The organism is Delftia sp. JD2 (assembly GCF_001682645.1).
Taxonomy (GTDB): domain Bacteria; phylum Pseudomonadota; class Gammaproteobacteria; order Burkholderiales; family Burkholderiaceae_C; genus Comamonas; species Comamonas acidovorans.
In genome coordinates, this window is sequence record NZ_LFJT01000014.1 from 33218 (window position 1) to 54467 (window position 21250).

At 64.5% G+C, this 21250-nt stretch carries 16 protein-coding genes and 4 tRNA genes; 14 read left to right on the plus strand and 6 right to left on the minus strand.

All coding sequences use genetic code 11. From position 1 onward, the window contains the following. Nucleotides 1-30: 30 nt before the first annotated feature. Nucleotides 31-2658, plus strand: coding sequence for a DUF349 domain-containing protein (locus ACM14_RS09965; RefSeq protein WP_065346067.1), 2628 nt, complete (start codon nucleotides 31-33; stop codon nucleotides 2656-2658). A gap of 141 nt (nucleotides 2659-2799) precedes the next feature. Here the strand turns inward: ACM14_RS09965 and ACM14_RS09970 are convergent. From ACM14_RS09970 to ACM14_RS09985, 4 genes are all read right to left on the minus strand, one after another. Further along, nucleotides 2800-2884, minus strand: a tRNA-Leu gene (locus ACM14_RS09970). A gap of 155 nt (nucleotides 2885-3039) precedes the next feature. Then, nucleotides 3040-3124: transfer RNA gene (locus ACM14_RS09975), tRNA-Leu, on the minus strand. Between the two features lie 155 nt (nucleotides 3125-3279). Next, a tRNA-Leu gene (locus tag ACM14_RS09980) sits at nucleotides 3280-3364 on the minus strand. A gap of 159 nt (nucleotides 3365-3523) precedes the next feature. Then, nucleotides 3524-3608: transfer RNA gene (locus tag ACM14_RS09985), tRNA-Leu, on the minus strand. Between the two features lie 34 nt (nucleotides 3609-3642). Between ACM14_RS09985 and rnr the strand changes: the two genes are divergently transcribed. Then, nucleotides 3643-6225 carry a ribonuclease R gene (rnr, locus tag ACM14_RS09990; protein WP_065346068.1) on the plus strand — a complete coding sequence of 861 codons (2583 nt, stop codon included), beginning with the start codon at nucleotides 3643-3645 and terminating at the stop codon, nucleotides 6223-6225. 6 nt (nucleotides 6226-6231) lie between these two features. Here the strand turns inward: rnr and ACM14_RS09995 are convergent, their stop codons facing one another. Together ACM14_RS09995 and ACM14_RS10000 are read right to left on the minus strand one after the other, a co-directional pair. Continuing rightward, the gene (locus ACM14_RS09995; RefSeq protein WP_065346069.1) at nucleotides 6232-7809 is read right to left on the minus strand and encodes an NAD(P)H-hydrate dehydratase; all 1578 of its coding nucleotides are present in this window, start codon (nucleotides 7807-7809) and stop codon (nucleotides 6232-6234) included. Nucleotides 7810-7852: 43 nt separating this feature from the next. Then, entirely contained in the window at nucleotides 7853-9124 is a 1272-nt protein-coding gene (locus ACM14_RS10000; RefSeq protein WP_065346070.1) for an FAD-dependent oxidoreductase, read from the minus strand. 370 nt (nucleotides 9125-9494) lie between these two features. Between ACM14_RS10000 and rpsB the strand changes: the two genes are divergently transcribed. The 12 genes from rpsB (at nucleotide 9495) to fabZ (ending at nucleotide 21246) form a co-directional block, all read left to right on the plus strand. Then, nucleotides 9495-10247 carry a 30S ribosomal protein S2 gene (gene rpsB / locus ACM14_RS10005; protein ID WP_012206747.1) on the plus strand — a complete coding sequence of 251 codons (753 nt, stop codon included), beginning with the start codon at nucleotides 9495-9497 and terminating at the stop codon, nucleotides 10245-10247. Between the two features lie 113 nt (nucleotides 10248-10360). Further along, nucleotides 10361-11257, plus strand: coding sequence for a translation elongation factor Ts (gene tsf, locus ACM14_RS10010; RefSeq protein WP_065346071.1), 897 nt, complete (start codon nucleotides 10361-10363; stop codon nucleotides 11255-11257). Nucleotides 11258-11321: 64 nt separating this feature from the next. Further along, on the plus strand, nucleotides 11322-12044 hold the full coding sequence (gene pyrH / locus ACM14_RS10015) for a UMP kinase (protein WP_012206745.1): 723 nt from the start codon (nucleotides 11322-11324) through the stop codon (nucleotides 12042-12044). 43 nt (nucleotides 12045-12087) lie between these two features. Beyond that, nucleotides 12088-12648 (plus strand): ribosome recycling factor, encoded by a 561-nt coding sequence (frr, locus tag ACM14_RS10020; RefSeq protein WP_065346072.1) that lies wholly within the window; start codon nucleotides 12088-12090, stop codon nucleotides 12646-12648. Between the two features lie 35 nt (nucleotides 12649-12683). After that, nucleotides 12684-13430: a polyprenyl diphosphate synthase gene (gene uppS, locus ACM14_RS10025; protein WP_065346073.1), complete on the plus strand. Its 747-nt coding sequence runs from the start codon at nucleotides 12684-12686 to the stop codon at nucleotides 13428-13430. A 13-nt stretch (nucleotides 13431-13443) separates the two neighbouring features. Continuing rightward, on the plus strand, nucleotides 13444-14298 hold the full coding sequence (locus tag ACM14_RS10030) for a phosphatidate cytidylyltransferase (RefSeq protein ID WP_013801449.1): 855 nt from the start codon (nucleotides 13444-13446) through the stop codon (nucleotides 14296-14298). Then, nucleotides 14295-15473: a 1-deoxy-D-xylulose-5-phosphate reductoisomerase gene (ispC, locus tag ACM14_RS10035; protein ID WP_043819021.1), complete on the plus strand. Its 1179-nt coding sequence runs from the start codon at nucleotides 14295-14297 to the stop codon at nucleotides 15471-15473. Before ACM14_RS10030 ends, ispC begins: the two co-directional genes overlap by 4 nt. Nucleotides 15474-15555: 82 nt before the next feature. Next, on the plus strand, nucleotides 15556-16926 hold the full coding sequence (gene rseP / locus ACM14_RS10040; protein ID WP_043795909.1) for an RIP metalloprotease RseP: 1371 nt from the start codon (nucleotides 15556-15558) through the stop codon (nucleotides 16924-16926). A 45-nt stretch (nucleotides 16927-16971) separates the two neighbouring features. Further along, nucleotides 16972-19269 (plus strand): outer membrane protein assembly factor BamA, encoded by a 2298-nt coding sequence (gene bamA / locus ACM14_RS10045; RefSeq protein WP_013801452.1) that lies wholly within the window; start codon nucleotides 16972-16974, stop codon nucleotides 19267-19269. Further along, nucleotides 19269-19778: an OmpH family outer membrane protein gene (locus tag ACM14_RS10050; RefSeq protein ID WP_013801453.1), complete on the plus strand. Its 510-nt coding sequence runs from the start codon at nucleotides 19269-19271 to the stop codon at nucleotides 19776-19778. The genes bamA and ACM14_RS10050 overlap by 1 nt, the downstream gene beginning before the upstream one ends. Nucleotides 19779-19801: 23 nt before the next feature. Then, nucleotides 19802-20809: a UDP-3-O-(3-hydroxymyristoyl)glucosamine N-acyltransferase gene (gene lpxD, locus ACM14_RS10055; RefSeq protein WP_065346074.1), complete on the plus strand. Its 1008-nt coding sequence runs from the start codon at nucleotides 19802-19804 to the stop codon at nucleotides 20807-20809. Then, nucleotides 20806-21246, plus strand: coding sequence for a 3-hydroxyacyl-ACP dehydratase FabZ (gene fabZ / locus ACM14_RS10060; protein ID WP_012206736.1), 441 nt, complete (start codon nucleotides 20806-20808; stop codon nucleotides 21244-21246). Before lpxD ends, fabZ begins: the two co-directional genes overlap by 4 nt. Nucleotides 21247-21250: the final 4 nt, after the last annotated feature.

A 21250-nucleotide genomic window follows, 5' to 3' on the forward strand; every position in this document is an offset into this window, starting at 1 on the left:
TTCATGTCTTCTCTTTCCCCCCGCAGCACCATGTCCGATGCACCTGAAGTGAGCCCTGCTTCTGCCAAGAATCCCGAACAACACCCCTTGGATGTGCTCACGGGCGGTGCCTTCTCCGCCGAAACCTCGGGTGATCGCGCCGCGCGCATCCGCGACTGGCTGGCAACCCAGCCTTCGGTCGAGCAATTGCAGGACGTCCTCAAGGAACTGAGCGCGCGCGACAAGGGCGCGGCCCGTGCCGTGCGTGAGCGCCTGGACGAGATCCGCCGCACCAAGGACCAGGAAAAGATCGCAGTGGAGTGGGCTGAAAAGGCCCAGGCGCTGCTGGTCGCATCGCCCTTCAATGCCGCCGACGCCATCGCCTGGCAGCGCGACGCCGCCAAGGCGGGCGCCCCGCTGTCGCGTGAACCTCTGTCGCAGCACAAGGCCCAGCTGGCCGAGCGTGTCAAGGCCATCGAGGAGCTGCAGCACCGCGTGCAGGTCCAGCGCGAAGTGGCCGTTTTGCTGGCCCAGCGCATCGAGGTCCTGTCCACCAAGCCCTGGCGCGATGCCCAGGCTGTGCTCGACAACCTGCGCGCCGACGTGGCCCGTTGGCAGGAGCAGGCCGGCGAACTGACTGGCGATGACAACTGGGCCAGCGTGGACGGACGTTTCCCGCCCCAGCTGGAAGCCGCCAGCGCACAGCTGATCCTGGTCTGGGATGCCTTCCAGTCTGCACTGGCGCTGACCGAAGCTGCCGCCGCCGACGAAGCCGCTCCGCTGCCCACCGTGCCCGTGTGGGCCGATGAGCTGCGCGTGGCGCGTGGCCTGCCTCCCGAGGCAGCGGCTGCCGAGCCGTCCAAGCCCGCTCCCGCTGCACGCAGCGCAGCCCAGCCCAAGGCGAAGACATCGCCTGAGCAAGTGGCTGCCGCCAGCAGTGCACTGACCCAGGCGCTGGAGCAGCTCCAGGCCGAGACGGCTGCCGGCGAAAGCAAGGCGGGTTCTGCCGCCGTTCAGGCCGTGCGCGCCGCTATCAAGGCCCATGGCCGCCTGGTGGACGATGCATTGGTCACCAAGGTGCATGAGGCCCTTCTGGCAGCTGGCGAGTCCGAGGGCTGGCCGCGCCAGAACGCCGACAAGCTGCGCGAGGAACTGGTTGCCAAGGCCGAAGCCCTGCTGAACCGCCCTGAAGGCCAGGCGCTGGGTGGCCGCAAGATCCAGGAATCGCTGCGCAGCCTGCGCGAGCAATGGAAGCTGGCCGACCAGGGCAGCGCAGCCAACCACGCACTGTGGAAGAAGTTTGACGAAGCCTGCAACACGGCCCACAAGGTGGTCGAGTCCTGGCACGACAAGCTGCGCACCGAAACCACCCAGTCCAAGGCACAGCGCCTGGCGCTGATCGAAGAGATCAAGGCCTGGGCAGCACAGCAGTCCGCCAGCGAAGACCTCAAGGGCGCGGCGCGCGCACTGCGCCAGTTCGCTGAACGTTGGCGTGAAAGCGGCCACATCGGCGAGAAGCTGTTTGCCGAACTGCAACCCCAGTTCAAGCAGGCCATGGCCCTGGCCGAGGCTCCGTTGCATGCCGCGCAAAAGGCCAGCCTGCAGCGTCGCCACGCCATGATCGACGAAGCCACCGCTCTGGGCGCTGCGCCCAGCCTGCGCATCGACGCCGTCAAGGCCCTGCAGCAGCGCTGGCAGGCCGAGGCGCAGGCCGTGCCTCTGGACCGCAAGCACGAGCAAAAGCTCTGGGATGCCTTCCGCAAGCCACTGGACGAAGCCTTCAACCGCAAGGGCACCGAGCGGGGCCCCCGTGCCGCAGCCGTGGCGCTCAGCGACCATGATCGCCGCGTGCTGGAAGCGTCGCAGGCCGTGGAAGCTGCCAATACCTCGGGTGACGTGCAGCAAATCCGCGCTGCGGTGGAGGCCCTGGAGCAAGCGCTGCGTGGCCGTGCCGATGCTTCGGTGAATGCGGCCCAGCCAGCACAGGAACCTGCCGCTGCTGCAGCGGGTTCGGAAGAGTCCGAAGCCAAGCCGGTGCCGGTGCGCCCCGTGGTTGCCGTGCGCGGCGACGATCGTCCTGGCATGAAGAAGGAAGAGGGCGGTGCACGCGCTGCCCGTCCTGGCGACCGCCGCGATGGTGGCCGTGGCCGCGACGGCCGGGATGGCCGAGACAGCCGCGACAGTGGCCGTTTCAGCCGCGAGCCGCGCGAAGAGCGCGGACCGCGCCTGGCGGACCCCGCCTTCCGCGCCCAGCGTGAAGCCATGGAACATGCCCAGGACGCCCTGCGCAAGCTCGCGGCCCAGGCCCATGGTGAAGCACTGACCCAGTTGATGGCGGCGTGGGAGTCGCGTGATGCTGCCCAGATGCCGGCTGCCCAGCAGCTTGGCGGCCGCGTGTCTGCACAAGTGCGCAGTGCCTGGTCGCAGGCCCTCGGCCAGGCTCCCAAGGGAGACGCGGGCGAAGCCCTGCTGCGCCTTGAAATGGCCGCCGACGTTCCCACACCTGCGGAACATCTGAGCGCCCGCCGTGCCCTGCAGCTGCAGCTGCTGACGCGCCGCAACGATCCTGCTCCGCAGGAAACCTGGGGCAACGATGCCGCCCGGGTGCTGGCATCGCCGCGCGATGATGCCAGCGCGCGCCGCCTGCAGAACGTGCTCAAGCAACTGCTGCGCAAGTGATGCACGGGAGGTGATCCTCTCATCCAGGAAGGGAGCCGCTGGCTCCCTTTTTTTTGAGCCATGGATGCGACCTTCTGGGGTCGATGCGTCTGCAGCGCCCAAGAAAAAAGGCCGTTGCATGTGCAACGGCCTTTTCATGTTTGGTGCCCAGGAGAGGACTCGAACCTCCACGGAGTTACCCGCTAGTACCTGAAACTAGTGCGTCTACCAATTCCGCCACCTGGGCATTTCAGAGTGAGCAAATTATATAGCGCGAAATCTCCGTCTGAAGCCGATTTCCCAAGTTTTTGAGAAATTTCTGCGGGATGGGGGAGGGGCTTGCGACGGTGCCGGCGAGGCAAAGAAAAAAGGCCGTTGCATGTGCAACGGCCTTTTCATGTTTGGTGCCCAGGAGAGGACTCGAACCTCCACGGAGTTACCCGCTAGTACCTGAAACTAGTGCGTCTACCAATTCCGCCACCTGGGCATTTCAGAGTACGCAAATTATATAGCGTGAAAGCGATGTGCCGGGCAGGTTTGCAAAGATTTTCCTGAACTTTTCTTGGCAAGATGCCCCTGCCATCGGCTTTCAGCGATCAGAAAAGAAAAAGGCCGTTGCGTGTGCAACGGCCTTTTCATGTTTGGTGCCCAGGAGAGGACTCGAACCTCCACGGAGTTACCCGCTAGTACCTGAAACTAGTGCGTCTACCAATTCCGCCACCTGGGCTTGCTGAAGCTGAAATTCTACTGCATTTTTTGCAGAAGCATCCCGATCTCCGATTTTTTTCTTGAGACTGTCATCTGCCAAGCCATGAAGCCAGGGAACTGCCTTCTGCTGAAGATAGTTCCTTAGTTCACCGCAACCTCTGCAGGTTGTCGTTAAACTTGGTGCCCAGGAGAGGACTCGAACCTCCACGGAGTTACCCGCTAGTACCTGAAACTAGTGCGTCTACCAATTCCGCCACCTGGGCATCTCAGGAAAGATTTAGATTGTATACCAAGAAAATGAACCCTCACGCCAAAAGCGCCGATGTGAACGACGAAATCGAGGGCAGTGTGCAGGGGCACCGCGACGGACATGGCTTCGTCATCCGCGATGACGGCGAAGGCGACATCTTCCTCCCCCCCAATGAAATGCGTGCCGTGCTGCACAAGGACCGCGTGAAGGTCCGCATCGTGCGCCAGGACCGCCGCGGCCGGCCTGAAGGCCGTGTGGTCGAGATCATCGAGCGCCCTGCGCACAACATCATTGGCCGCTTCTTGCAGGAAAGCGGTGTGTGGCTGGTGGCGCCCGAGGACAAGCGCTACGGCCAGGACATCCTGATCCCCGCCAATGCGACAGGATCGGCCAAGATCGGCCAAGTGGTGGTGGTGGAGCTGACCGAGGCGCCTGCGCTGTTCGGCCAGCCCGTGGGACGCATCATCGAAGTGCTCGGTGAAGTCGATGATCCCGGCATGGAGATCGAGATTGCGGTGCGCAAGTACGGCGTCCCGCATGTGTTTTCCGATGCCTGCCTGGCACAGGCCAAGGCGCTGCCGGACAGGGTGCGGCCTGCCGACTGCAAGAAGCGCATCGACCTGACCGATGTGCCCCTGGTGACCATCGATGGCGAGGACGCGCGCGATTTCGACGATGCCGTCTACTGCGAGCCCGCCAAGGTCGGGCGCAGCAAGGGCTGGCGCCTGCTGGTGGCGATTGCCGATGTGAGCCACTACGTGACCACGGGCAGCGCCATCGACATCGATGCCTATGACCGCGCCACCAGCGTCTATTTCCCGCGCCGCGTGATCCCCATGCTGCCCGAGAAGCTGAGCAATGGCCTGTGCTCGCTCAACCCCGATGTGGACCGCCTGTGTATGGTCTGCGACATGCTGATCACCGCCAAGGGCGAGATCCATGCCTATCAGTTCTATCCGGCGGTGATGCACAGCCATGCGCGCTTCACCTATACCGAGGTGGCGGCCATCCTGGCCAATACGCGCGGCCCGGAGGCTGCCCGGCGCTCGGAGCGCGTGGGTGACTTGCTCAATCTTCATGGTGTCTACCAGGCGCTGCTCAAGTCGCGCGAGGCGCGCGGCGCCGTGGACTTCGAGACCACGGAGACGCAGATCGTCTGTGACGAGAACGGCCGCATCGAGAAGATCGTGCCGCGCACGCGCAACGAGGCGCACAAGCTGATCGAGGAGGCCATGCTGGCCGCCAATGTCTGCAGTGCGGACTTCATCGAGCAAAGCGGTCGCGTCGGCCTGTTCCGCGTGCACGACAAGCCCTCGCTGGAAAAGCAGGACATTCTGCGCAACTATCTGAAGGCCATGGGTGTCGGTGTGGCGCTGAGCGAGAACCCGGCCACGTCCGAGTTCCAGGCCATTGCCAACGCCACCAAGGACCGTCCCGACTCCCAGCAGATCCACACCATGCTGCTGCGCTCGATGATGCAGGCCTTCTACACGCCCGAGAATTCGGGCCACTTCGGCCTGGCATTCGACGCCTATACGCACTTCACCAGCCCGATCCGCCGCTATCCCGATTTGCTGGTGCACCGCGTGATCAAGGCCGAGCTCGAAGGCACGCACTATCGCCTGCCCGAGCTGCCCACCCCCGGAGAAGCCGAGGCCAAGCTGGCCAAGCGTCTGGCATCACGCGTCAGTCCACCCGGCCAGAAGCCGCGCAAGCGCGCGCCCGCCGCCGAGGTCCAGGCCTGGGAGGCCGCCGGCCTGCACTGCAGTGCCAACGAGCGCCGGGCCGACGAGGCCAGCCGCGATGTCGAAGCCTGGCTCAAGTGCAAGTACATGCGCGAACATCTGGGCGAGGAGTTCGGCGGCATGGTCTCTGCGGTGACCACCTTCGGCATCTTCGTCACGCTCGACGCTATGTATGTGGAGGGGCTGGTCCACATCACCGAGCTGGGTGGCGACTATTTCCGATTTGACGAGGCGCGCCAGGAACTGCGCGGCGAGCGCTCGGGCATTCGCTATGGCATCGGCACGCGGCTGCGCGTGCAGGTCAGCCGCGTGGACCTGGATGGCCGGCGCATCGATTTCCGCCTGGTGCGCGATGGCGAAGAGCAGCCGGCCTCGGGCCGGCCCGGCAGGGCGCCGGCGCGCACGGAAACCCATCAGGGCGAAAAATGGGGCCGCCGCGATGCCAAGGAAAAGCGGGCGCAGCGCAACTCGGGAGGCTCCGGCGGTGCAAGGCCTGAGTCTGATGCAGCGGCGTCGGCCGGCAAGCAGGGGCGCAAGGCGTCTAAAAAGGCCATGGTCAAGGGTGTGAACCTGGCCGCGCTGGAAGCTGAATATGCGAATGCCCAGCCGCGCTCGGCGACCACGGCGCGGCAGAGCGACATAGGCGAGGCGGTTGCGGAGCCATCATCCGCTGGCTCCGCTGCGCGACCCCGCAGAAGCCGGGCATCCGAGGCGCGCAAGTCCGAGGCACGCAAGCCTGCGGCCACGGATGCTGCTGCCCACGGCCTGCCGCAGCTGCCTCCACCGTCGCCGGTGCAGGCACTGCGCGCCTTGGGCAAGAAGGCCTTGGGCGCCGTCAAGTCCAAGGTGACGGGCAACACATCCAAGCCCCGGCGCAAGTCCTGAGGGTTTTTATGCTCCGAGCTGCTGGGCCAGAGCGCTGGCGCTGAACGGGGCGTGCGCAGGCCAATGGTCTGCCGCAAATCCATGGCGCCAGGCCGCCAGGGCTGCTGCCTGCGTGGGCTCCAGGCCCTGGGCCCACAGCGCAGCAATCAGCCCGGCGAGCACATCGCCGGTTCCTCCGGTCGACAGGCGGGCGTTTCCCGTGGGATTGATCCAGCAAGGCGGTGCATCGCTCTCTTCCTGGGGCCCGGCGATCACGGTGCCGGAGCCTTTGAGCAGTGCGGTGCAGTCGAAGCGTTGCGCCAGCTGCCTGGCGGCGTGCAGCCGCTGTGCCTGGACCTGTGCGGTGTTGGTCTTCAGCAGGCGGGCGGCCTCCAGCGGGTGGGGCGTCAGCACCGTGTGCAGGTCACGCTGGCGGCGCTCTTTCAGGAGTGTGGCCAGCGATTCATCTTCGGCAACGGCATTCAGTGCGTCCGCGTCCAGCACCAGCCTGGGGGCTTGTTCCAATATCTGGGGCAGCCATGCGCGCACCGCCACGCCGCCCCCGCATCCGCACGCCACGGTGGTGCTGCGCCAGTCCTGCGCTTCAGGGCTGCGCAGCATGATTTCGGGCCAGGGCGCGGTGGCCTGGCCTGACCCGGCCGAGGCATCGAGCAGAGCGAGCATCACGCGCCCCGCGCCACCATGCAGCGCGGCCAGGGCAGCCAGCCAGGCGGCGCCGGTCATGGAAAGGCCGCGCTGTCCCAGCCCCTCTCCGCCAAGGATGGCCACGTCGCCAAAGCTTCCCTTGTGGCTGGCATGCGGGCGCGGGGCGCTGGTGCCTGGTGAAAACAGTTGTGCGCAGGGCAGGGGAGTGAGGATTGACCCGCCTTTCGCCAGTCCCGTGTCCAGGTCATCCCACCATATCTGGCCGCAGGCATCGCGGCCAAGTCCTGTGAACAGTCCGGGCTGCAGCGTCAGCAGCGCCAGCGTGTGCCGTGCGCTGGCCGGGGCATTCGGGGGTGCGAATCCAGGCAGGTACTGCCCGGTGTCAGCATCCAGTCCGGAGGCTATGTCCGCGCAAAGGACCGGGCTGGTGCTGGACTGCAGGCTGCGCAGCAGAGTGAGCAGGCGCTCATTCGTGCCGGTGCGTGGGCTTGCGGCGTCTGGCTGGCGCAGGCCGATGCCCAGCAATGCGTCAATGCACAAGTCCTGTGGCCCCATGTCGGCGGGCATGTGCTCGGTCCATTGCACGCCGGCTTCGTGGGCGGCGTCCCAGGCGGCGCGTGCATCGTCTGGCATGTGGGTGCGTTCGCGCACGCAGCTGACCAGAATGCGGCAACTGCGGGCCTTTTCTGGCGCCGCATTCAGGCTTTGTTGCAGCCAGGCGGCTGCCTGCAAACCATCGCCGCCGTTGTTGCCGGGGCCACAGGCTATCCAGATGCAGCGTGCATGGGGAGCGATAGCGCGTGCCAGGCGTGCCAGGCCCGCACCAGCGCGTTGCATGAGGCTGTGCGCGGGCAGTCTGGCTGCCGCCTGCTGTTCCAGGGTGCGAGTGGCCGCCGTATCAAACAGCGGCAAGGCGGTGGATGTGGGAATGCGCAGCATGGACCGAGCATAGCGGTCCGCCGCCGGGTGGTGGATGGGGTGATCAGCCGAAGCGGCGCGGGTCGAGCAGTGCGCTGTCCAGGAAGCTGGCGCGGTTGTCCATCAGGTCGCTCAGCATGCTTGCGCACCCCTGCGCGATGGCGGCGCCGCAGCTGCCGTGTCCCAGGTTGAGCCAGATGCCGGGCAGTCCGCTGGCGCCCACCAGCGGCAGCCCATCGGCCGTGCACATGCGCGTGCCATGCCAGATCTGTACGCCCGAGGCCAGCACCGCGCTGCCGGGAAAAACCATGTTGAGGCGGTGATACATGCGCTGCAGCGTGGCCTCATGCATGGGGCTGCGGCGGCCCAGCTCTGCGCCGGCCACGATGCGCATGCGCTGGCCCAGGCGGACCAGGGTCATCTGCTCACTCCAGTCCACGATGGCGTGGCGGGGGGCATAACCTTGTTCGCGCAAAGGGGCGCTGACGCCATAGCCGTGCAGGGCGATCATCGGTGGGCGCAGGCCCAGCGGCGTGAGCAGGTTCGCGGCCTCGGCGCCGGCGCAGACGACGATGGCGTCGTGCGAGCGGGGGGTGTCTTCGCCCAGCAACTGCAGGCGTGCGGTGCGCCCGGCGCCGCCGGGCTGCAATTTCTGCACCAGGCGCTGCGTCTCGAATCGTGCTCCTGCCGACTGCGCTGCCTGGCGTTGCATCAGCGTGGCAAGGCGGCCATTGGCTGCGCCTGCCTGTGGAAAATACAGTGCGCCTGCGAGCGTGGTTTCCTCGCCCAGGGCGGGTTCGCGCAGCCGGGTCTGGGTGGCATCCAGTGCCTCGCAGCGTGTGCCGGCCTCGGCCAGTGCGTCCAGCGCAGGCTTGAGTTGTTCGTGCTCGGCCTCGCTGCCCAGCAGCACCAGGCTTCCGGCGACATATTCCGGGTCAAACTCCCATTGCCTCCACAGCGATTGCTGGAACTGCTGGCTGCGCTGCGTGAGCGCCTCCAGCGCCGCCATGGCGGCTGTGGGCACGTTGCCTTTGCGCAGTTGCCGTCCGGCCTGGCGCCATTGCCATAGCCAGCGCAGCTGGGCTGCGAGGTTTCCGGAGCCCAGGCGCGGCAGGGCCTGCCGGCCGGGGAGGGTGGGGGAGCGTTCGGCGGTCGAAAGGCCGGGTACGCTCCAGGGCTGGAGCAGGCTGGGGCCCAGCCAGCCGGCATGTCCGAAGCTGGCTTCTTCGGCTGCGGTGCCGTGACGCTCGTAGACGGTGACCTCGTGGCCGGCCTGTGCCAGTGCGTGGGCTGTCGCAACGCCAATGCTGCCGGCGCCCACAATCGCGATGTTCATTTTTGGGTGGAATCTGCTGAAGTGCCCGGATTATCAAGCGGATGCAGCTATCACTACAGGAGTGTGTGCATCTTGTGCAACTGCCGCGGCCGTGAGGGGCGGTGAGCGCGCTTTGAGAGCGAAGCCTCGGTTGAGGGGTGGCGTGTGCTAGAATCTTGCGGCTTTGCTAGGGGTTCCCCCTGATTTTCTCCGCGATTGCCGGGGGTCAGGCGAAAGCTTTTGGGTGCGGGGTGTTCGTCAAGAACGCCTGCCCATGCTTGGGGATCCTGCGCAAAGTCAATCGCAAACCAGTCCCTTCAAGGTGTTGCGCCCTGTGTTTCAGGGGGCAATTGTCGGGCTGGATTTTAGACCTAACCTTTGAGGTATTCATATGTCCGTCACTATGCGCGAGATGCTGGAAGCAGGCGTCCACTTCGGTCACCAGACCCGTTTCTGGAACCCCAAGATGGCCCCCTTCATCTTCGGTCACCGCAACAAGATCCACATCATCAACCTGGAAAAGTCGCTGCCGATGTTCCAGGACGCCCAGAAGTTCGTCAAGCAACTGGCGTCCAACGGCGGCACGATCCTGATGGTCGGCACCAAGCGCCAAGCCCGCGAGATGGTGGCTGCTGAAGCCCAGCGCGCTGGCGTGCCCTTCGTTGACCAGCGTTGGCTGGGCGGCATGCTGACCAACTTCAAGACCGTCAAGACGTCCATCAAGCGTCTGAAGGAAATGAAGGCCCAGCAAGAAGCCGGCCTGGAAGCCATGAGCAAGAAGGAACAGCTGATGTTCGTTCGCGAACTGGAAAAGCTGGAAAAGGACATCGGCGGCATCCAGGACATGAACAGCCTGCCCGACGCCATCTTCGTGATCGACGTGGGCTTCCACAAGATCGCCGTGGCCGAAGCCAAGAAGCTGGGCATCCCCCTGGTTGGCGTGGTTGACTCCAACCACAACCCCGAAGGCATCGACTATGTCATCCCCGGTAACGACGACTCTGCCAAGGCTGTGCAACTGTACGCCCAAGGCATCGCCGACGCGATCCTGGAAGGCCGCGCTGCTGCACTGACCGACGTGGTCAAGGCTGCATCCGGCGAGAGCGGTGACGAGTTCGTGGAAGTGGAAGAATCCGCTGCCTGATTGAGCTTGTCCGGCTGAGCGACCTCGTCGCTGAATAAGAAGCGGGGCTCAGGGTAGCCCCGTTTTTTTAGCCGAAATCCTGTAACGAATCGAACTGACATTGGAGAAATACGATGGCTGCAATTACCGCAAGCATGGTGGCTGAACTGCGCGCAAAGACTGACGCGCCCATGATGGAATGCAAGAAGGCCCTGACCGAAGCCGAGGGCGATCTGGTCAAGGCCGAAGAGCTGCTGCGCGTCAAGCTGGGCACCAAGGCTGGCAAGGCTGCCTCGCGCGTGACCGCTGAAGGCGTGATCACCGCCTTCATCGATGGCAACAAGGGTGCCATGATCGAAGTCAACAGCGAAACCGACTTCGTGTCCAAGAACGACAGCTTCATCGCGATGGCCAATGCCGCCGCCAAGCTGGTCGCCGAGCAAAACCCCGCTGACGTGGCCGCGCTGAGTGCCCTGGCCTATGAGCAGGACGGTTTCGGCCCCACCCTGGAAGATGTGCGCAAGGGCCTGATCGGCAAGATCGGCGAGAACATGTCCTTCCGCCGCTTCAAGCGTTTCGACGGCTCCAGCCTGGCTTCGTACCTGCACGGTTCGCGCATCGGCGTGATCGTCGAGTTCGAAGGCGATGCAACCGCTGCCAAGGACGTCGCCATGCACGTGGCCGCCATGAAGCCCGTGTCCGTGACCAGCGCTGACGTGCCTGCCGAGCTGATCGAAAAGGAACGCACCGTTGCTGCCGCCAAGGCTGCCGAATCCGGCAAGCCTGCCGAGATCGTCGCCAAGATGGTCGAAGGCTCGGTTCAGAAGTACCTGAAGGAAGTCTCGCTGGCCGACCAGGTCTTCGTGAAGGCTGCCGACGGCAAGCAGACCGTGGCCCAGATGCTCAAGGCCGCCAACACCAACGTCAAGGGCTTCACCCTGTACGTGGTCGGCGAAGGCATCGAAAAGAAGGTGGACGACTTCGCTGCCGAAGTGGCTGCCCAAGTGGCCGCTGCCAAGGCCGGCGCCTGATTCGTCTGAGCGCCTGAACCGTTCCCTTCACCATCCACCACCATCCACCTTTCGGAGAAACACCATGTCCAACGCCGCACCGGCCCACAAGCGCATCCTGCTCAAGCTGTCCGGTGAGGCGCTCATGGGCGACGACTCGTTCGGCATCAACCGTGCCACCATCGAGCGCATGGTCTCCGAAATCGCCGAAGTCACCCGCGTGGGTGTCCAGGTGGCCGTGGTGATCGGTGGAGGGAATATTTTCCGTGGCGTGGCTGGTGGTTCGGTCGGAATGGACCGCGCCACCGCCGACTACATGGGCATGCTGGCCACCGTGATGAATGCCCTGGCCCTGGCCGATGCCATGGACAAGCAGGGCCTCATCGCCCGTGTCATGTCGGCCATTGCCATCGAGCAGGTCGTGGAGCCCTATGTGCGCCCCAAGGCCCTGCAGTATCTCGAAGAGGGCAAGGTGGTGGTGTTCGCCGCCGGCACCGGCAACCCGTTCTTCACGACCGATACGGCCGCGGCACTGCGCGGCGCGGAGATCGGTGCCGAAGTGGTGCTCAAGGCCACCAAGGTCGATGGTGTCTACACCGACGACCCGATGAAGAATCCCAACGCGACCCGCTATCACAAGCTGGCTTTCGACGAGGCCATTTCGCGCAACCTGGGCATCATGGACGCCACTGCCTTTGCGCTGTGCCGCGATCAGAAGCTGCCGATCCGGGTGTTCTCCATCATCAAGCCCGGCGCGCTCAAGCGCGTGGTCATGGGCGAGGATGAGGGCACGCTGGTGTACGCTTGAGCGTTTTGATCCCGCGTTTCACAGCTCTTCAAGGAACAAGAACATGACGATTGCAGACATCAAGAAGACCACCGAGTCCAAGATGGGCCAGTCCATCGAAGCGCTCAAGAACAATCTTGCGCGTGTGCGTACCGGCCGTGCCAACCCCTCGCTGCTGGACTCCATCCATGTGGATTACTACGGCTCCATGGTGCCGCTGTCCCAGGTGGCCAACGTGAACCTGCTCGATGCGCGCACCATCAGCGTGCAGCCCTGGGAAAAGAGCATGTCCGCCAAGGTGGAGAAGGCCATTCGCGAAAGCGATCTGGGTCTGAACCCTGCCTCGCTGGGCGATCTGATCCGCGTGCCCATGCCTCCGATGAGCGAGGAACGCCGCAAGGAAATGACCAAGCTGGCCCGCAACGAAGGCGAAGCTTCCAAGATCGCCGTGCGCAACCTGCGCCGCGACGCCAACGAAGCCGTCAAGAAGCTGGTCAAGGACAAGGAAGCCTCGGAAGACGACCAAAAGCGTTGCGAAGCCGATGTCCAGAAGATGACCGACAAGCACATCACCGAGATCGACGCGCTGGTGGTTGCCAAGGAACAAGACATCATGGCGGTCTGAGGCGTTCTGCCTCGCTTGCCTCAGGGCCCGTACCTTTGACAAACCAAGACTCCGGCGCGGTGCCGCGCCATATTGCCGTCATCATGGATGGCAATGGACGCTGGGCCAATCGCCGCTTTCTGCCGCGACTGGCCGGCCACAAGCAGGGCGTGGAATCGCTGCGCCGCTGTGCCCGCGCCTGCGTCCAGCGCGGCGTGCAGGTCCTGACCGTCTTCGCTTTCTCTTCCGAGAACTGGAACCGCCCCGAAGAGGAGGTTTCCGGTCTCATGGGCCTGCTGGCCAATGCCCTTGCCAAGGAAGTGCAGCAACTGAGCCGCGATGGCGTGCGCCTGCACTTCATCGGCGACCGCAGTGGCCTGAGCGAGAAAGTGTGCGCAGGCCTGGCCCAGGCCGAGCAGGTCACGGCACACAACAACCGCCTGGTGCTCAATGTCTGCTTCAACTACGGCGGGCGCTGGGACATTGCCCAGGCCGCAGCCCGGCTGGCAGAGCAGGGCGAGCCCATCACTCCGCAGAGCCTGGACCGCGCACTCGCGCTGTCCCATGTGCCCGACCCGGACCTGCTGATCCGCACTGGCGGGGAGATGCGCATCAGCAACTTCCTGTTGTGGCAGGCCGCGTATTCAGAGCTCTTCTTCAGTGCCAGCCTGTGGCCTGATTTCGACGAGGCCTGCCTGGACGAGGCCATTGCCGCCTTCACTTCGCGCGAGCGGCGCTTCGGCCAGACCTCCGCGCAAGTACACCAATCACAATCGAAGTCGTCCCATCAACAGACGACCTGAACAAGGGGGAGCCATGCTCAAGCAGCGAGTCATCACCGCCCTGATCCTGCTGGCCATCTTGCTGCCTGCGCTGTTCTATCCGACGGGCGTTCCGTTCGCCGTGGTGGTGCTCGTGCTCATGGCGGCGGGTGCCTGGGAATGGGGCCGTCTCAACGGCTTTGGCTCCGCTGGAGCCATCGGCATAGGTGCCATCTGCACGGCGATGTGCGTGGGAACCTGGGCCGCGGGATGGCTGGAGCGGCCTCTGACCGCGGTCTGGGTGGTCGCTGGCTCCGCCTGGGTGCTGGGCGGCGCGGCGCTGCTGCGCGCAGGCGTGGCCGGCTGGCCGCGCATTGCGGGGCCTGTGCGACTGGTTGGCGGAGTGCTGGCCCTGTGGCTGGCCTGGGTGGCCGTGGTGCAGGCGCGCATGACGGGCATCAACTTCCTGCTGTCGGTGCTGGTGCTGGTCTGGGTGGCCGATGTCTTTGCCTATTTCGCCGGCCGGACCCTGGGCCTGAAATTCACCAAGTCCAAGCTCGCGCCGTCCATCAGTCCCGGCAAGAGCTGGGAAGGCGTGTGGGGCGGCATGGCCGGCGTGCTGGTGCTGGCCTTGGCCTGGGTCTGGGCGGACCGCCACTACGCGGTGGCCGTGCCCAGTTTCTATTCGTTGCTGTTGGCGCGCGGGGCCTGGTTCCTGCTGCTGGCGGTTGTGTTCATGGCCGCGATGAGTGTGGTCGGCGACCTGGTCGAATCCCTGGTCAAGCGCAGCGTGGGCGTCAAGGATAGCAGTGGTCTGCTGCCCGGCCATGGCGGCGTGCTTGATCGCGTCGATGCCCTGCTGCCGACCCTTCCGCTGGCCATGATGCTTTCCTCTTTCGCGCATTCATGAAGCAGAAAATCACCGTCCTGGGCTCCACAGGCTCCATCGGTACCAATACGCTGGACGTGGTGGCGCGCCACCGCGAGCACTACGAGGTCTTTGCACTCAGCGCGGCCACGCAAGTGGACCTGATGCTGCGCCAGTGCGCCGAATTCAAGCCCGCCTATGCCGTCATGGCCAGCGCGCCACACGCGAAGCTGCTGGCTGAGCAGCTGCGCAGCAATGGATTGGCGACCGAAGTGCTGCAGTCGCCAGACGCGCTGGAGCAGATCGCCTCGCATCCCGAGGTCGATGCCGTCATGGCTGCCATCGTCGGTGCGGCGGGCCTTGCGCCTTGCCTGGCGGCCGCGCGCGCGGGCAAGCGCCTGCTGCTGGCCAACAAGGAGGCTCTGGTCGTTGGCGGCGCACTGTTCATGGACACGGTCAAGCGCCACGGCGCGACCCTGCTGCCCATAGACAGCGAGCATTCGGCCATTTTCCAGTGCCTGCCGGAAGACCGAGCCAGCTGGCCCGATCGCGTGGACAGTCTGCTGCTCACGGCGTCGGGTGGGCCCTTTCGCCTGCGCGATCCGGCCACCTTGTCCGAGATCACGCCGGAGCAGGCCTGCGCGCACCCGAACTTCTCCATGGGGCGCAAGATCTCCGTGGACTCGGCGACCATGATGAACAAGGCGCTGGAGGTCATCGAGGCACGCTGGCTGTTCGACATGGCTCCCGACAAGATCAAGGTCGTCATCCACCCGCAGCAGATCGTGCACTCCATGGTTCAGTTCAAGGATGCTTCGGTGCTGGCACAACTGGGCACGCCCGACATGCGCGTGCCCATCGCCTGCGGCCTGGCCTGGCCACGGCGCATCGCCAGCGGCGCGGCGCCCCTGGATTTCGCGAAGCTGTCGGCCCTGACCTTTGAAGAGGCGGATGCCGTGCGCTTTCCGGGCCTGCATCTTTCCTGGCAGGCGCTGCTCGCCAGCGAGGGAACTACGGCGGTTCTCAATGCTTCCAACGAAGTCGCCGTTGCCGCCTTCCTGGAGCGACGCCTGGCATTTGACCGTATCCACGCTGTGAATTTGCGCACTCTCGAAACCTTGCTGCCGCCTACACTGGGCAGCCTGGACGACCTGCTGGCCCTGGACGCCCAGGCCCGCGAAATCGCGCACACCGTGGCGCGGCAGTGGCAGCTGTAATGCCGGCTTCGCGGGCCAGACCGGGTTTCTCGGTGGGCCTGCGGCGGTATCCAGGTGCGCATTGGATTCAAAGGAGTATCAATTGTTGCTGACCGTAGTTGCATTCGTGGTCGCGCTGGGCGTGCTGATTGCCGTCCACGAGTGGGGCCACTACCGCGTCGCTGTGGCCTGCGGCGTGAAGGTGCTTCGGTTTTCCGTCGGCTTCGGTCGCCCCATCCTGCGCTGGAAGCGCAAAGGTTCGGACACGGAATTCGTCATCGGTGCACTGCCGCTTGGCGGCTATGTGCGCATGCTCGACGAGCGTGAGGGCGAAGTCCCTGCCGATCAGCGCCATCTGGCATTCAACACCCAGCCGCTGCGGTCACGTGCGGCCATCGTGGCGGCAGGCCCGGTGGCCAATCTCGTGCTGGCCATTGCGCTGCTGGCCATCGTCAATTGGATGGGCATGCAGGAGCCCGTGGCGCGATTGGCCACGCCGCCAGCGGGCACGGTGCTGCAGATGGCGGGCGTGCAGGGCGGTGATCGCGTGCTGCGCATCGCCTTGGGCGACCAGGAGTGGGAAGAGGTCCGCTCCATCAATGATCTGCGCTGGACACTGACGCGCGCCGCGCTCGATGACGAGTCGGTGCGCATGGAAGTGCTCCAGGGCCGGCGCACCGCACCGTCCGAACTGCGGCTGGCGCTGGCCGGGCAGGTGCAGGGCGAGCCCGATGCCGCCTTCTTCGAGCGCCTGGGCCTGCTGGGGCCCTGGACGCAGCCCGTGCTGGACAAGGTGATTGCCGGTGGTGCCGCCGAAAAGGCCGGCCTGCGCCAGGGCGACCTGGTGCTGCGCGTGGGCAGCACCCCGGTGGATGACGGCACCCAACTGCGCAATCTCATCCGCAAGATGGGTGCATCGGGCCAGGTCCAACAGCAGGTCTGGCTGGTGGAGCGCGATGGCAGGCAACTGCAGATTCCCGTGCTGCCCGATCTGGGCCGCTCGGAAGATGGCAAGGAGAGCATTGCCCGCATCAGTGCCTACATCGGCAGTGCTCCCGAGATGGCTCTGGTGCAGCGCGGTCCGCTGGAAGGCCTGTGGGCTGGCGTGCAGCGCACCTGGGAGCTGTCGTCGCTGACGCTGCGCATGATGGGCCGCATGGTGATAGGCGAGGCATCGCTCAAGAACATCAGCGGCCCCTTGACCATTGCCGACTATGCGGGGCGCTCGGCCAGCATGGGCCTGGTTCAATACCTCTCGTTCCTGGCGCTGATAAGCATCAGCCTGGGGGTTCTCAACTTGCTCCCCCTGCCGGTGCTCGATGGCGGGCACCTGATGTATTATCTTTGGGAGGGCGTGACTGGCCGAAGCGTGTCGGAAGTCTGGGCCGGGCGCTTGCAGCGTGCAGGCGTGGCGGTTTTGATGATGATGATGTCCGTCGCCTTTTTCAACGATATCAACCGGCTTTGGGGCTAACTTTTCAGCCGTTTTCGGCAAGCCGCAGCGGCGGCAAATCCATTCATGACTAAACGTATCAATCGCCTGGGCGTGCGCGCTGCATCGACCCTGGCTGCCATGGTTTTGGCTGCCAATGCAGCCTGGGCGCTGGAGCCCTTCCGGGTACAGGACATCCGCATCGAAGGCCTGCAGCGCGTGGAGCCGGGCACGGTCTTCGCATCCATCCCGCTGCGCGTGGGCGACCAGTATGACGATGACAAGGGCGCAGCTGCGATCCGCTCGCTGTTCGCGCTGGGATTGTTCAAGGACATCCGCCTCGAGGCCAATGGCAACGTGCTCGTTGTCGTCGTCGAAGAACGCCCGACCATCGCCGAGGTGAACTTCGCCGGCACCAAGGAGTTCGACAAGGAAACCCTGCAAAAGGCCATGCGCGATGTGGGTCTGGCAGAAGGTCGTCCCTTCGACAAGGCCCTGGCCGACCGTGCCGAGCAGGAGCTCAAGCGCCAGTACATCAACCGCAGCCTTTATGGCGCGGAGGTCGTCACCACGGTCACGCCCATCGAGCGCAACCGCGTCAACCTGACCTTCACGGTGACCGAGGGCGATCCGGCCCGCATCAACGAGATCCACATCGTCGGCAACAAGGCCTTCAGCGAATCCACGCTCAAGGATCTGTTCGACCAGGACACCGGCAACTGGATGAGCTGGTACACCAAGTCGGACCGCTATGCGCGCAACAAGCTCAACGCCGACCTGGAAACGCTGCGCTCGTACTACCTGCAGCGTGGCTACCTGGAGTTCCGCGTGGACTCCACCCAGGTGGCCATCTCGCCCGACAAGCAGACCATCTCGCTGACCCTGAACATCCATGAAGGCGAGCGTTTCGTCGTCTCCGGCGTCAAGCTGGAGGGCAACTACCTCGACCGCGACGACGAATTCAAGTCCCTGGTCAAGATCAAGCCCGGCGAGCCCTACAACGCCGACCAGGTCACGGCGACGACCAAGGCCTTCACCGAGCACTTCGGCAACTTCGGCTTTGCCTTTGCACGCGTCGAGGCCGTGCCGGACATCGACCGTGCAACCAACCGGGTGGCCCTGGTGCTGCACGCCGAGCCTTCTCGCCGCGCTTATGTGCGACGCATCAATCTCAGTGGCAACAACCGCACGCGCGACGAAGTGATCCGCCGCGAATTCCGCCAGTACGAGGCCTCCTGGTACGACGGCGACAAGATCCGCCTGTCGCGCGACCGTGTGGACCGCCTGGGCTTCTTCACCGAGGTCAATGTCGAGACCCAGGAAGTGGCGGGCTCGCCCGACCAGGTGGATCTGGTCATCTCGGTGGCTGAAAAGCCCACCGGCTCGCTGCAGCTGGGCGCTGGTTTTTCCAGCGCTGAAAAGGTTTCGCTGTCGTTCGGCATCAAGCAGGAAAACGTGTTCGGCTCAGGCAACTACCTGGGCGTGGACGTGAACACCAGCAAGTACCGCCGCACCATGGTGCTGTCCACCACGGATCCGTACTTCACGGACACCGGCATCTCGCGCACCTACGACCTGTACTACCGCACTGACCGTCCCTACTACGACGATGCGGCCTACAAGATCGTCACCTCGGGCGGCAGCGTGCGCTTTGGCGTGCCCTTCAGCGAGATCGACACGGTGTATTTCGGCGGTGGCGTGGAGCGCTCCGAAATCAAGCCCGGCACCTATCTGCCCCAGGCGTACAAGGACTATGCCGACAAGTACGGCTACTCCAACACGGGCATACCGCTGACCCTGGGCTGGTCGCGCGACAGCCGTGACAGCGCGCTGGCGCCCAACTCCGGTCTCTACCAGCGCCTGAACACCGAGTGGTCGGTGGGTGGCGAGGCCCGCTATGTGCGAGCCAACTACCAGATCCAGCAGTACATCCCGCTGAGCAAGAAGTACACGCTGGCACTGAACGGTGAACTGGGCTACGGCAAGGGCCTCAATGGCCGTCCGTTCCCGCTGTTCAAGAACTTCTTCTCGGGCGGCCTGGGCTCGGTGCGTGGCTTCGAGCAGGGCTCGCTGGGTCCGCGCGACACCAAGGAAAACCTGGCGCTTGGCGGCTCCAAGAAGGTGACCTTGAACGCAGAGTTCATGATTCCCTTCCCCGGTGCCGGCAATGACAGGACTTTGCGTCTTTTTACATTCCTCGATGTGGGCAATGTCTACGGGGCCAACGAGAACTTCGATCTCGGGGAGCTGCGGGCTTCCACGGGCCTGGGTATCAGCTGGATTTCCCCGCTGGGCCCCCTGCGTCTCGCCTTTGCTCAACCCATCCGCAAGCAGACCGGGGATAAAATCCAGCGACTGCAATTCCAAATCGGAACCTCTTTCTAATGAAATCTCTATCTAGCCATTTTTCCCTGGCTGTGCTGCTTGGCGCCATGGCTGTTTCTGCGCACGCTCAAGAGTTCAAGGCCGGCTTTGTGAACACGGACCGCATCTTCCGTGAAGCGTCGACGGCCAAGGCTGCGCAGTCCAAGCTGGAGCAGGAATTCTCCAAGCGTGAGAAGGAACTGGTCGACCAGGGCAATACGCTCAAGAGCGCTTCGGAGAAGTTCGAGCGTGAAGCGCCCACCATGGCCGAAAGCCAGCGCGTCTCCCGTCAGCGTCAGCTGGTGGACCAGGATCGCGAGTTCCAGCGCAAGCGCCGTGAGTTCCAGGAAGACCTGAACTCCCGCAAGAACGAGGAGCTGGCACAAGTGCTGGAGCGCGCCAACAAGGTGGTCAAGCAAGTGGCCGAATCCGAGAAGTACGACGTCATCCTCCAGGAAGCCGTCTACATCAACCCCAAGTACGACATCACTGACAAAGTGATCAAGGCGCTGAACGGCGGCGGCAAGTAAGCCAGCGTCCAGGGCTGCATGCCGTGAGCGTATTGTTGGGTCAGATCCTCGATGCACTCGGTGGCGAACTGGTCGGTGGCGAAAGGGAGATGCCCATCTCCCGCATCGCGCCGCTGGATTCCGCCGGGGCCGGGGATCTCAGTTTTCTGAGCAACCCCCGCTACCGCCAGCAACTGGCCGCCTCCGAGGCGGCCTGCGTTATTGTGGCGCCCGCCATGCGTGAGCTGGCGCAGCAGCGGGGTGCCTGCATCGTGGTCCCTGACCCGTATGCCTACTTCGCCAGGGCCACGCAGTGGTGGAAGCGGAACTGCAGGTCTGTGGCGCCGGCCGGTATCCATCCAAGCGCGGTGGTGCACGAGACTGCCATCGTTGATGCCTCTGCCACGATCGGCCCGCTCTGCGTGGTTGAAGAGGGTGCCACCATCGGTGCCCACACCGTGCTCAAGTCGCGCGTCACCATTGGCGAGAACTGCCATGTGGGCGCGCGCTGTCTGCTGCATTCCGGCGTGGTGCTGGGAGCGGACGGCTTCGGGTTTGCGCCTGAGAACGGAGCATGGGTGAAGATCGAGCAGCTCGGTGGCGTGCGGATAGGCGACGATGTGGAAATCGGCGCCAACACTTGCATAGACCGCGGAGCGCTGGACGACACGGTGATCGAGGACGGGGTCAAGCTCGACAATCTGATCCAGATCGGTCACAACGTGCACGTCGGCAAGCATACGGCCATGGCCGGTTGCGTGGGGGTGGCCGGCAGCGCGCGCATTGGCGCGCATTGCACCGTGGGAGGCGGCGCCATCGTGCTGGGCCATCTGCAGCTGGCCGACAGGGTGCATATTTCGGCAGCGACGGTAGTGACCCGTTCGCTGACACAATCAGGTGTTTACACGGGCATGTTTCCCGTGGATGAAAACGCCAAATGGGAAAAAAATGCTGCGACGCTGAAGCAGCTGCACTCCATGCGCGATCGCATCAAGGCCCTGGAGCGGCAACTGCAGCAATCGGCGGATCAAGGCCATAACGGAACGCAATGATGGATATTCACGCAATTCTCAAGCAACTGCCCCACCGCTACCCCTTCCTGCTGGTGGACAAGGTCACGGAGCTTGAGCGCAATACACGCATCAAGGCGATCAAGAACGTCACGTTCAACGAGCCCTATTTCATGGGCCATTTCCCAGGCCGTCCCGTCATGCCGGGCGTGCTCATCCTGGAGGCGCTGGCGCAGGCTGCCGGCCTGCTGGCCTTCGATGCCATGGGCCAGGTTCCCGACGAAAACAACATCTACTACTTCGTGGGCATCGACGGTGCGCGCTTCAAGCGCCCCGTGGAGCCGGGCGACCAGCTGGTGCTGGAGATCACCATCGACCGCGTTCGCGGCGGCATCTGGAAGTTCAAGGGCGTGGCCCGCGTCGAGGACGAAGTAGCCTGCGAAGCCGAGCTGATGTGCACCATGCGCAACGTGGGCTGACGGG